The 11,969-nt window shown below is 56.5% G+C and carries 13 protein-coding genes; 12 read left to right on the top strand and 1 reads right to left on the bottom strand.

The window, feature by feature from the left end:
- The 12 genes from U2949_RS18120 to U2949_RS18065 form a co-directional block, all read left to right on the top strand.
- A partial coding sequence (locus tag U2949_RS18120) for a hypothetical protein (RefSeq protein WP_321289201.1) occupies positions 1-315 on the top strand: 315 nt, incomplete at its 5' end.
- A 137-nt stretch (positions 316-452) separates the two neighbouring features.
- The gene (locus U2949_RS18115; RefSeq protein ID WP_026483427.1) at positions 453-1,040 is read left to right on the top strand and encodes a class I SAM-dependent methyltransferase; all 588 of its coding nucleotides are present in this window, start codon (positions 453-455) and stop codon (positions 1,038-1,040) included.
- Positions 1,041-1,191: 151 nt separating this feature from the next.
- Positions 1,192-2,211, top strand: a complete 1,020-nt coding sequence (locus U2949_RS18110; RefSeq protein WP_060185199.1) for a sulfate ABC transporter substrate-binding protein — start codon at positions 1,192-1,194, stop codon at positions 2,209-2,211.
- 25 nt (positions 2,212-2,236) lie between these two features.
- On the top strand, positions 2,237-3,151 hold the full coding sequence (gene cysT, locus U2949_RS18105; protein WP_321289199.1) for a sulfate ABC transporter permease subunit CysT: 915 nt from the start codon (positions 2,237-2,239) through the stop codon (positions 3,149-3,151).
- A complete protein-coding gene (cysW, locus tag U2949_RS18100) occupies positions 3,148-4,035 on the top strand; it encodes a sulfate ABC transporter permease subunit CysW (RefSeq protein WP_026483424.1) in 888 nt (295 codons plus the stop codon). Before cysT ends, cysW begins: the two co-directional genes overlap by 4 nt.
- An 18-nt stretch (positions 4,036-4,053) precedes the next feature.
- Positions 4,054-5,151, top strand: a complete 1,098-nt coding sequence (locus U2949_RS18095; RefSeq protein ID WP_026483423.1) for a sulfate/molybdate ABC transporter ATP-binding protein — start codon at positions 4,054-4,056, stop codon at positions 5,149-5,151.
- A 248-nt stretch (positions 5,152-5,399) separates the two neighbouring features.
- Entirely contained in the window at positions 5,400-6,176 is a 777-nt protein-coding gene (locus U2949_RS18090; RefSeq protein WP_321289313.1) for an energy transducer TonB, read from the top strand.
- A gap of 9 nt (positions 6,177-6,185) precedes the next feature.
- Positions 6,186-7,043 carry a MotA/TolQ/ExbB proton channel family protein gene (locus tag U2949_RS18085; RefSeq protein ID WP_009461741.1) on the top strand — a complete coding sequence of 286 codons (858 nt, stop codon included), beginning with the start codon at positions 6,186-6,188 and terminating at the stop codon, positions 7,041-7,043.
- A gap of 2 nt (positions 7,044-7,045) precedes the next feature.
- Positions 7,046-7,546 carry an ExbD/TolR family protein gene (locus tag U2949_RS18080; protein WP_026483420.1) on the top strand — a complete coding sequence of 167 codons (501 nt, stop codon included), beginning with the start codon at positions 7,046-7,048 and terminating at the stop codon, positions 7,544-7,546.
- Between the two features lie 87 nt (positions 7,547-7,633).
- A complete protein-coding gene (locus U2949_RS18075) occupies positions 7,634-8,314 on the top strand; it encodes a response regulator (protein WP_026483419.1) in 681 nt (226 codons plus the stop codon).
- Between the two features lie 39 nt (positions 8,315-8,353).
- The gene (locus U2949_RS18070; protein ID WP_009461745.1) at positions 8,354-9,493 is read left to right on the top strand and encodes a sensor histidine kinase; all 1,140 of its coding nucleotides are present in this window, start codon (positions 8,354-8,356) and stop codon (positions 9,491-9,493) included.
- A 54-nt stretch (positions 9,494-9,547) separates the two neighbouring features.
- Complete coding sequence (locus tag U2949_RS18065; protein WP_321289310.1) at positions 9,548-11,383, top strand: potassium transporter Kup; 1,836 nt, start codon at positions 9,548-9,550, stop codon at positions 11,381-11,383.
- A gap of 119 nt (positions 11,384-11,502) precedes the next feature.
- On the opposite strand, the gene U2949_RS18060 is transcribed toward U2949_RS18065, so the two are convergent.
- Positions 11,503-11,880 carry a hypothetical protein gene (locus U2949_RS18060; protein ID WP_009461749.1) on the bottom strand — a complete coding sequence of 126 codons (378 nt, stop codon included), beginning with the start codon at positions 11,878-11,880 and terminating at the stop codon, positions 11,503-11,505.
- Positions 11,881-11,969: the final 89 nt, after the last annotated feature.

The following is an 11,969-nucleotide window of genomic DNA, read 5'->3' as shown; positions in this document are numbered from 1 at the left end:
AAAGACAAAGACAAAGACAAAGACAAAGACAAAGACAAAGACAAAGACAAAGACAAAGACAGCAGCAATAGCAACAGCTGCCCGGTCCTGAGCGTAGTGGCTATTCAGGCAACACTACACCTTGTCGATATGCGGTCCTCGGGTCTTCATGAGCAAACTACTTTCTTGCCTGTCCCCTCTTGCCACCTTGATTCTGGCATGGCTGGCCTTTATGTTTCTTTTGTTTTTCCCGCCGCTATGGATTTTGTGGCCGGTGCTGGTCGTGAGCCTGGGCTGGATCAATTACAGAGGGATACGTTACGCCTTGGGCAATAGTGACAAGTCCAAGCCCTGGCACCTTTGGTTCAATGTAGGCGAGTGCCTGTTGGCGGTGATTGTCCTGACTTTACTGGTCCGTGACCTTGACGTCCCAGCGACCTGATTTTTACCCTTGTTGTACGAGAAACGTGTTTATGTATTCGGACCCTTGGCTTGATCGCTGGTTGCCCTTGATTGCTCAACGTGAGATTTCTTCGCCAGTACTTGAGATAGGCTGTGGTTTTGGTGACGATACGCTGACCTTGATCCGGGCTGGCTTGAAGGTGATGGCTTTTGATCTCTCGCCTGAAGGGGTGGCGACCGCGCAGCAGCGTGCGCCCGAGGCGCAAATTGAGTGTAGGGATACGCGCGGCCCTTGGCCGGAAGCGGCGAATAATCTTGAGCTGGTCCTGGCCAGCCTGTCCCTGCATTATTTTCCATGGGATGAAACCCGGACCATTGTGCGCAGAATCTGGAATAGCTTGCGGCCTGGTGCCTTGTTTCTATGTCGTCTGAACTCCACCGAGGATGTGCATTTCGGTGCCGGGCAGGGCGAGTTGATTGAAGCCAACTTCTATCGCGACCAGGGCAATTGCAAGCGTTTCTTTGATCAGACCAGCGTAGAGCAGCTGTTCGGGGCTGAATGGCGCCGGATTTCTGTCCAGCACATGACATCGCACAAATATATAAAGCAAAAAGCGATGTGGGAGCTGGTGCTGGAGAAAGGGCAGTTGTCAGACTGATTCCCGGCCCTTGACCGTCCTTGATCTGGCAGCCGTTTCGGTCCCCTCCATCTCCCCGCTATATCTAACCAAAGAATCGGTATTTAGCCGGGTGTAACACCCTTGCTAGACTCGTTCTCATTGCTTGGAAATGGTTTCTAGGGGGTGGGAAATGAAGCGGATTCAACAGAAGTGGAAGGGCGTTCGGGCAGGGGCTTTGCTGGCGTTGGTGCTGGCGGCGGCAACCGCTGTTGCAGCCGAGGTCAGTATTCTGAATGTTTCGTACGACCCAACGCGTGAACTGTATGCTGAATTCAATAAGGCTTTCCAGGCGCATTACAAAGAGCAAACGGGTGACAGTGTAGTCATCCGTAGTTCCCACGGTGGTTCCAGCAAGCAGGCCCGTACCGTGATTGATGGCGTGCCCGCTGATGTGGTGACGCTGGGTATTTCTTCCGATATTGATCAGATCGCTCAGTCCGGTTTGCTGGACAAAGGCTGGCAGGCTCGCCTGCCAGACAACAGTACGCCTTACACCTCCACGATTGTCTTGCTGGTGCGCAAGGGTAATCCCAAAGGGATTCACGACTGGAACGACTTGATTCGCTCCGATGTGAAGGTGGTTACGCCCAATCCTAAAACCTCGGCAGGGGCGCGTTGGAACTATCTGGCGGCCTGGTTGTACGCCTTGAAGCAAGGCAATGGGGATGAAGCGCAGGCCCGTGACTTTGTAGCCAAGCTGTATCGCAACGTCAGCGTGCTGGATTCCGGTGCGCGTGGGTCGACCACAACCTTTGTGGAGCGGGGTATTGGCGATGTATTGATTGCCTGGGAGAACGAGGCGCTCTTGTCCGTCAAGGATCTGGGGCCCGATCGCTTCGATATTGTGGTGCCTTCCAGCAGTATTCTGGCCGAGCCGCCCGTGGCGCTGGTAGATGCCAATGCCGCCAAGCATGGCACGGAAAAAGTGGCTCAGGCCTATCTGGAATATCTGTATAGCCCGGAAGGTCAGGAAATCGCCGCCCGTCATTTTTACCGTCCTCGCCTGGAGTCGGTGGCCGCCAAGTACCGCGATCAGTTCCCGGCGTTGAAACTGTACAAGGTTGACGATGAACTGGGCGGTTGGACTCAGGTTCAGGCCAAGCACTTTGCGGATGGTGGCGTGTTCGACAGCATCTACTTGAGCAAGTAACCCCACTACCACCGAGGACCGTTCGATGTCACAGGCTCGTCTTTGGGGATTTCTGCCCGCTGCTTGCAAGCAGCGGGCTTTGCCAGGCTTTGGCTTGACCATGGGTTTGTCCATCAGCTATTTGAGCCTGATTGTTCTGATCCCCTTGTCTGCTGTTTTGCTCAAGACCACCTCCATGGGTTGGTCGGCCTTTTGGGAAACCATCAGTGCTGCGCGCGTCTTGGCTTCCTTGAAATTGACCTTTGGGATGGCCGCTTTGGCGGCGTTGATCAACGGTGTATTTGGTCTGATTCTGGCCTGGGTCCTGGTGCGTTACCGCTTTCCGGGTCGTCGCATTGTGGATGCCTTGATTGATCTGCCCTTTGCCTTGCCAACGTCGGTGGCCGGGATTTCCTTGGCGGCGATTTATGCGCCTACCGGCTGGATCGGCTCCTGGGCTGAACCGTATGTAGGGCAGATTGCATTTACCCCTTGGGGCGTGCTGATCGCCCTGGTTTTTATTGGTCTGCCTTTTGTTGTGCGTACCGTGCAGCCGGTTCTGGAAGAGCTGGAGCAGGAGCAGGAAGAGGTGAGCGCTTGCCTGGGGGCGGATCGTTTTCAGACGGTCACCAAGGTGATTCTGCCCGCTATCTTGCCCGCCTGCTTGACGGGCGTAGCGCTGGCTTTTGCCCGTGCGGTGGGTGAGTACGGTTCCGTGATCTTCATTGCCGGTAATGTCCCTATGGTTTCGGAAATTACCCCCTTGCTGATCGTGATCAAGCTGGAGCAGTTTGACTATGCCGGAGCCTCGGCGCTGGCCGTTTTGATGATGGTGCTGTCCTTCATTATCTTGCTGGCGATCAATCGCTTGCAGTGGTACTTGCAGTCGCGCCATTCGGGCCAGGCTAGTGGCAAGGCAGCCAAGGTGGCAGCGCCTTTGACTTTGGAGGGCGCACGATGAGCAGCCTGACGATGGATTCATCTGTGCAGGCGGTGCCGGTACATACGGCGCGCTTGCGGGCGGCGCAGGATGAAGGTCCGGCCGTCAAAGCCATATTGATTGGCATTGCCTTGCTGTTCTTTGTGCTGTTCTTGCTCCTGCCTTTGATCCTGGTCTTCATGACGGCTTTTAGCCGGGGCATCATGCCGTATCTGTCCGCCTTGAGCGAGAGCGATACCTTGCATGCCGCCAGCCTGACAGTTCTGGTTGCCGTGATTGCCGTGCCTTTGAATATCGCGTTTGGCCTGGCAGCCTCCTGGGCGATTGCGCGTTTTGAGTTCCGTGGAAAAAGCATTCTGACGACGCTGATCGACCTGCCGTTCTCGGTATCGCCTGTCATTGCCGGCTTGATGTTTTTACTGATTTTTGGTCGCCAAGGCCCATTTTGGGATTGGCTGGACGCCAATAACATTCGTATCGTATTTGCCTTGCCCGGTTTGGTTTTGGCAACCCTGTTTGTCACTTTCCCCTTTGTGGCGCGTGAGTTGATTCCGCTGATGCAAATGCAGGGCAGCGAGGAAGAGCAGGCCGCGCGGGTGCTGGGGGCCAATGGCAGGCAGATGTTCTGGCGGGTGACTCTGCCCAAGATCAAGTGGGGCCTGCTGTATGGCGTGATTCTGTGCAATGCCCGTGCCATGGGCGAATTTGGGGCGGTGTCGGTGTTGTCAGGCCATATACGGGGCCAGACCAACACGCTGCCTTTGCATGTAGAGATTGAGTACAACGACTATCACACGGTGGGCGCGTTTGCGGCGGCTTCGGTGCTGGCGGTCTTGGCTTTACTGACGTTGGCGCTTAAATTGTGGGCCGAGCGCAAAATGGTTCAAGACGGTCATCGTGGATGATCGCATTCGGAGTTCATTATGAGTATCGAAGTTCGTCATCTATCTAAACAGTTTGGTGCGTTTACGGCACTGGGTGATGTGACATTGGATTTCCCAGCGGGCGAGCTGGTGGCTTTGCTGGGGCCGTCGGGCTGCGGCAAGACGACCTTGCTGCGTATCGTGGCTGGCCTGGAACATGCGGATGCGGGTCAGGTGCTGATCAACGGCAAGGATGTGGCTGCCGTGGGCACGCGTGATCGCCAGGTGGGTTTTGTGTTCCAGCACTATGCCTTGTTCCGCCACATGACGGTATTTGAAAACGTTGCCTTTGGTCTGCGTATCAAGCCACGCAAGCAGCGCTTGCCCGAGGCCCAGATTCGACAGCGTGTGCACGAGCTCTTGGAGCTGGTGCAGCTGGATTGGCTGGCCGATCGCTACCCGGCGGCCTTGTCGGGTGGCCAGCGGCAGCGTATTGCTCTGGCACGTGCCTTGGCGGTGGAACCGGGTGTCTTGTTGCTGGATGAGCCTTTTGGTGCCTTGGATGCCAAGGTGCGCAAGGAACTGCGTTCCTGGTTGCGTCGTCTGCATGATGACCTCCATATCAGTACCTTGTTTGTGACGCACGACCAGGAAGAGGCCATTGAAGTGGCTGATCGTATTGTGGTGCTCAATAAAGGCCGGGTTGAGCAGGAAGGCGCCCCGCAGGATGTCTATAACCACCCTGCCAGTCCTTTTGTGTATGAGTTCCTGGGGGCGGCGAATCGCTTGCCGGGTCAGTTCCAGCACGGACGCTTTGTGGCTGATCCTCAGTTGGGACAATTCGAGTCCAATCAAGCCTTGAACGCTCAAGACGCGGGGCAGGGGCAAGCAGTTGGCTATGTGCGCCCGCATGATCTGGATTTGCAACGCCAATTGGATGGCCAGGGCATCGTCGTGGCTGTGCAGCGCATTATTCCTTTGGGGGCGACAGTACGGGTTGAACTGGCCTTGAACGAGGGCGAGCGTGCTTGGGAGGCCGAGTTCGATCATCAGCGTTGGTCGCAGCTGGGCTTGCGGCCTGGTGAGCGGGCTTTAGCCTTGCCACGCAAGTTCAGCGCTTTCCCTATCGAATCTCAAACCGAAGCGCGATTATCCTGATTTTTTGCAAATTATTCGCAACAGGCTGACCCTAGGTCAGCCTGTCTGCGTTAGTATCTGGAGGTTTTTTGCAGGGCGGGTTGGAGCAGGAAATATTACAGGAATTTAGTATTGAGAATCATTCCTGTTTCTGTTAAGATTCGGTACTTCACTGGGCATCCTGTCCGGTCCCGTCATGGTCCATGCGGGTTGCAGAATGTGTAGAACGGATTATGACCGGAATTGCTTCTCAAAAGAATAATCGCTCGATGCTGGCCTTGAAGGCAACTGGTTTGGCATTGGCACTGGGATTGCACGTGGGTGTCGTGGCTACCATCTTGTGGACGGAAACCCCCAAGATTGTGGGTGAACCCGCCCCCATGGATGTTGTTGGGGTGACGTTGGTGGAAGTGTCGGAGTCCCCGGTTCAGCAAGAGCAGGTCAGCGCCCCTCCTGAAGAGGTGTTGGCCGAGCCGGAACCTGAGCCCGAACCCGAGGTGGAACCGGATCCCGAACCAGAGCCCGAACCGGTTGTTGAGCCGGAACCCGAGCCAGAGCCTATCGTGGAAAAACCTCCGATTCCCGAGCCGCCCAAGCCCAAACCAAAACCCAAGCCGAAACCTAAGCCCAAGCCACAGCCCAAGCCCGAGGTCCCACCGGCAGAAACACCGCAGCCTGCTCAACCAGCCGCTCCTGCCGCTCAAGCAGGTCCAGCTACGGACAATACGTCCTCCCAAACTGCCGCCCGTTCTACGGATGGTGATCGGCCCAAGCTGATTGGTCGTGTGGACTATTTGGGACGTCGTCCTGTGCCGGTGTACCCACGGGCTTCCGAGCGCCGTCGTGAGCAGGGCCGCGTGGTGGTTCGTGTAGTGATTTCAACCCAAGGAACCGTGCTGGAAGCTAAAGTGCAAAGCTCCTCAGGCTATGAACGTCTGGATGATTCGGCACTGAAAGCAGTGCGCACAGCGCGTTTCAAACCGTATACGGAAAATGGTGTGGCCTATCGTGCCATGGCCGATATTCCTTTCGACTTTGTTTACTAGGATATATCAATGATGCAGGAACTATTTCAAAGCGTATGGGTAAGCCTGGCACAAGTTGCAGGGCCTGTTGCAGATCAGGCTGCCGCCAGTGTTGCTGCCGCTGAGGAAGCGACCGGGGTGCTGCACTTTATCCAGCAAAGTGATGTGGTTGGCAAGACCTTGTTCGTCATTCTGGCCTTGATGTCGGTTGCCAGTTGGTACCTGATTATCGTCAAGGGCGTGCTGTCCTTCCGCCTGAAGCGTCGCTCGCAAGGTTTCATGCGCGAATTCTGGTCCGCCAGCTCCCTGGAGCAGGTTGAAAACGAAATCGCCACCCACGGTGCCCGCGATCCCTTCAGCCACTTGGCCAGCCACGCTATTCACGCTCAAAAACACCATGTGAAATACGGCGCCATGCGTCTGGAAGAGAAAGGCTCTACGGATGCCTTTGTCTCGCGCATCATGCGTAAAGTCATGGATGAAGAAACCGCCAAGCTGGAAAACGGCCTGACGCTGCTGGCTTCGGTGGGTTCTACCGCTCCGTTTGTGGGTCTGTTCGGTACGGTTTGGGGTGTGTACCACGCACTGATCAATATCGGTCTGTCCGATGGTGTAACCCTGAACAAGATCGCCGGCCCTGTGGGTGAAGCCCTGGTGATGACGGGTCTGGGTCTGGCCGTGGCGATTCCTGCCGTGTTGGCTTACAACGCTTTTGTGCGTACAAACCGCGTTTACCTGTCCCAGCTGGACGCGTTTGCTCACGACCTGTTCACTTTCCTGACCACAGGCCAGCCTGTGCAAGATAACCAACCTGTTCTGCGTCGTGTCCCTAGCTCGGGCGGTGGTGCAGCATCGAGCTCGGCAGCGGCTGCCAAGCGGGAGCACTAATCATGGCTTTTGGCAGCTTTGATAATCGCAATTCGGGCTCCGCGCTGTCCGAAATCAATATGGTGCCGCTGATCGACGTCATGCTGGTGTTGCTGGTGATCTTTCTGATCACTGCTCCGCTGCTGTCGCACTCCATCAAGATTCAGCTGCCCCAGGCGACGTCTGAACCAGTCCAGCAAGATCCCAAGACGATTGATCTGGCGATTGACGCAGAAGGGCAGATCTTCGTGAACGAGCAGCCGGTGGCGCTGGAAGACCTGACCGCCACGCTGGCCCCTTATTCCAAGGATCAGCCTCAGCCTGAATTGCGTATCCGTGCCGATACTGATACTCGCTACGAAACCCTGGCCCAGGTCATGAGCCGCTCCAAGGCTTCCGGCCTGACCCGTCTGGGTTTCATTACGCGTCCAGGTCCAACGACCAAGGCAGCGGGTGACGACGGTAAAGCCAAGGAAGGCGCAGTCGCTGGCGAGAAGGCGGCCGAGCCTAAAACTGCTCTGTAATTCCAGGTTCTTCTTCGTGTTGTTTTTTCTGGCCCCTCGCATTGCATCTGCAACGCGAGGGGCCAGTTTCGTAATAAAATCCCTCGAATGCGTGTATTAGTTATCGAAGACGACGCCATACTGGGCGCCGCACTGCAGGAATTTCTCAACGATCAGGGCTACGCTGTTGACTGGCTCCGGGAAGGCGAAAGTGCCTTGAAGGAGTTGGCTGCCCAGGTCTACGATCTTCTGCTCCTGGACTTGAACTTGCCCGGCATCAGTGGCCTGGATGTGCTGCGCCAATTGCGTCAGCAGGGCAACGCCATTCCCGTTCTGATTCTGACTGCGCGTGATGGTGTGGATGATCGTGTCGGCGGCCTGGATGCCGGTGCTGACGACTACCTGATCAAACCTTTTGACCTGTCCGAGCTGGCCGCCCGTGTGCGTGTTTTTGGCCGCCGCCGCAGTGGTCAGGTACAGCCCATTATTGATGTGGGTCCCTTGAGCTTTGATACCATTGGCCGCGAACTGCGTTGTGCCGGTCAACGTGTGACCTTGTCGGTGCGCGAGCTGTCTGTACTGGAAATGCTGATGATGCGCGCGGGCCGTGTGGTCACCAAGCAGCAAATTATCAACTCCTTGTCTGCCTGGGATGCCGATTTCAGCGACAATGCGGTCGAAGTCTACGTGTATCGTTTGCGCAAGCGCCTGGAAGGCACCGGGGCTGTCATACAGACTGTGCGCGGCTTTGGCTATTTGCTCGATGTGGAGAGCGTGGCCGGAGCATAACGGCAGCCCGTGCCCGCTGCCTGAAACCTTAGGTCAACCATGCCCGATCAGCATCTTTCTCCAGCGGTAAAAACCTCCTTGTTGCGAGGCTGGCTGGAGCGCTTTCTTGCTCCCGGTTCTTTGGCCCGCAAGCTGATGGGCCGTCTGTTTCCCCCGATCTCCATTCTGGTGGTGCTCGACCTGAGTGTTACCTGGATACTGACACGCCGCATGAGCCTGGAAGACTGGCTGCTGCGCGATATTTTCTGGACCATGGCATTGAGCCAGGTGCTGCTGGTCAGTCTGATTGCCTGGGTGTTGCTGTCGGGGATTCGCTCGCAGCTGGCGTCCATTGATGATTTATCGCAGCAAATCCGCAACCGTGCTGATGATGACTTCGAGCGTCTGGATGCCAGTGCCTTGCCCGCCGAGATTGTGCCGCTGGTGGAGCATTTCAACGAGTTGCTGGAACGTCAGCGTGATACCCTGCAGGCGCAAAAGCGCTTTATTGGTCACGCTGCGCATCAGTTGCGCACACCCTTGACGGGCTTGCAGCTGGAGTCCGAGCTGATGCTGGCACGGCCTTTGCCAGAAGATATCCGCCAACGGGCCGAGCGCATCAAAAGTGTCTCGGACCGCATGATTCGTCTGGGCCAGCAGTTGTTGGTGCTGGCACGTACTGATGCGGACACCAATATTAAAGACAGTTTTGTGCGTCTGGATTTGTGTGAATGGGCGCGCGAGGAGGGCGGTGACTGGTTCTTGCAGGCTCGTCAGCATGGTGTGGAAATCCATTTGCTGGCACCTGAAAAGCCGGTCTGGATTGATGCTGCCCCCGTGCTCTTGCGGGAGTTATTGTCAAATCTGATGGATAACGCCTTGCGCTACGGACAAGGGACAGACCGCATTGTCTTGCGGGTGGCTAGTAATCCACCCTCCTTGTCAGTGGAAGATCACGGGCCGGGTATTGAATCCAGCGAGCAGCAGCGCGTATTTGAAGCGTTTTATCGCTCCCCTGGCACACAAGCAGGAGGTTCTGGCTTGGGTTTGGCCATTGTGCAGGAGATTGCCCGTGCGCATGGCGCCTGGTGGAGCTTGATGAGTCGCCCTGATTTTCCAGGCACTCGCATTACCATTGTTTTTCCCGGTCCGCGTATTGGTGCGCGTCTGACCCGGCACGATACTTTGATTGGAAACTAAGCCTTGAACACAGCAACAGAAAACCCCAAAAAAGCGGCTCAGGCCGCCTTGCTAATGGGCGCTTTAGGCGTGGTGTATGGCGATATTGGAACCAGCCCGCTCTACACCATGAAAGTGGCCTTGAGCGCTTACGGACAGCCTGGTGCTGAACAGGTCTATGGTGTGCTGTCCTTGCTGTTCTGGCTGCTGACTCTGGTGGTCTCCATCAAGTACGTCACGGTGGTGTTGCGTCTGGACAATAAAGGTGAGGGCGGCACGCTGGCCTTGATGGAATTGGCGGCACGCGGCATTCAGGGGCCACGTCGGCAGATTATTGTGGTGCTGGGTCTTATTGGTGCTGCCTTGTTTTATGGGGACAGTATTATTACCCCGGCTATCTCCGTGATGTCGGCGCTGGAAGGCATCGGTATGGTGTCTCACGTGCTGGACCCTTGGGTCGTACCTTTGGCCCTGGGTGTCTTGCTGGCCTTGTTTTTGATCCAGTCCCATGGCACGGGCACCATGGGCAAGTTGTTCGGCCCCATTATGTTGACCTGGTTTCTGGTGCTGGGTGGCTTGGGTCTGTGGCGTGTTATTGAGCATCCCCAAGTTTTGATGGCCCTGGACCCACGGTGGGCCGTGGCTTTTATTGCTGAGGCTCCCTGGCAAACCTTTTTGCTTTTAGGGGCGCTGGTCCTGGCCTTGACGGGGGCCGAGGCCTTGTACGCCGATATGGGCCATTTTGGCCGTCCTTTAATTCGCAAAGCCTGGTTCATGATTGTCATGCCCTGCCTGGTCCTGTGTTATTTCGGCCAAGGCGCATTGTTGATTTCCGATCCGGCCGCCATTCGTAATCCGTTCTTCTTCCTGGCTCCCAACTGGGCCTTGGTGCCCATGGTGATGTTGGCAACGGTTGCAACGGTGATCGCCTCCCAGTCCGTGATTTCCGGGGCGTTTTCTGTAACTCGTCAGGCGGTGCAGCTTGGTTTCTGGCCGCGCATGGTGATCCAACATACTTCGGCCAAAGAAGAAGGGCAGATCTACTTGCCGCGTGTGAACTTGCTGCTATGCGTGGCGGTGATGATTCTGGTCCTGAGCTTTGGCTCCTCGGATCGCCTGGCCCATGCTTATGGCTTTGCAGTCACGGGTACCATGCTGATGACCAGTTTGCTGGCTCTGGTGCTGCTGCCGCGCCGCGCTAGCGGAATCAAGCGCTGGGCCTGGCTGGGGCTCCTGGGTGTTTTCCTGATTCTGGACATATTGTTGTTCTCGGCCAATGCGCTCAAGATTCTGGAAGGCGGCTGGCTGCCATTGCTGGTAGGGGCTGTGCTGTTGGGCTTGATGCTGACCTGGCGCCAGGGGCGTGCTGCTTTGCACGAGCGTCTGCTGGAAAACAAGCAGCCACTAAAAGAGTTTCTATTGAGCCTGGAAGAGTACGCTCCCACCCGCGTACCAGGGACGGCGGTCTTCATGAGCACCATTCCCGACTCGGTCCCTCCGGCCTTATTGCATAACCTGAAACATAATAAAGTCCTGCATGAGCAGGTCCTGTTCTTGACCGTAGCCAGTGCCGGTGTGCCTTACGTTCCTTTTGGGGAGCGCTATAGCCTGCAACGTCTAAGCCGAGGCAGCTGGCAGGCGGTGGCCGCCTGGGGCTTCAAGCAAGAGCCCAATGTGCCGCAATTGCTGGAGCAGATTGCTCTGGAGCACCCGGAGCTGAATCTGGAGCCTATGCAGACATCCTACTTCCTGTCGCGTCAGACGGTGATGATTCAATCCCGTCAGCCCTGGTACTTGGGCTGGCGTCGCCGCTTGTTTGCTTTCATGGCGCGTAATGCCAGCCGTAGCACGCGCTTTTTCAAGATCCCGCCTAATCGCGTGGTGGAGATGGGGATACAGGTGGAGCTGTAGGTGGAGACATTTGCAGCTACAGCTAGCTATTGCAGTCAGTAGAAACAAAGAATGGGCCTTGAAAAGGCCCATTCTTTTTTTATGTGGCTACCTGTTCCAGATAGCCTTGCTTCCTGCGCTTACTGAGCAGGCACCACAGTCGTGGTTTCGCGCAGGATACCGCCGCCTTCCACGCTACCGCGCACGGTTGTGTCCTGGCCGGTCATGGATTTCAGGCAGTCTTGCTGGCGATCAGCGGGTAAGCGATGGCAGCGCGCTTGCCGGTTGGCATCCAGATTGTGATCGCGCTTGTCCAGCTTGTGCTGACGCTCGGCTTGCAGCGCGGCACCGGCTTCGCGACGGCAAGTGGTGCGCTGGTCGCCTTTGAATTGCTCACAGCGCTGGATGTCGTGTCGGTAGTCTTGGGACGGGGTTTGAGCCCAGGCAGCAGAGGACAGCAAACCCAGGCTGAGCAAGCCAGCACTCAGAACTCGGGATGGGCGTGTAAGTAGACTCATCGATCTCACTCCTTTACTTGCTAAGGGAATCACCGGCTTGGCGAGCACTGTTACGAGCAGGTATGAGTAGCAGGCCGCAAAGCCCCAAA

Source organism: Alcaligenes phenolicus (assembly GCF_032063905.1).
Lineage (GTDB): Bacteria > Pseudomonadota > Gammaproteobacteria > Burkholderiales > Burkholderiaceae_B > Alcaligenes > Alcaligenes phenolicus.
This window is presented reverse-complemented; position numbering and strand designations above follow the sequence as displayed.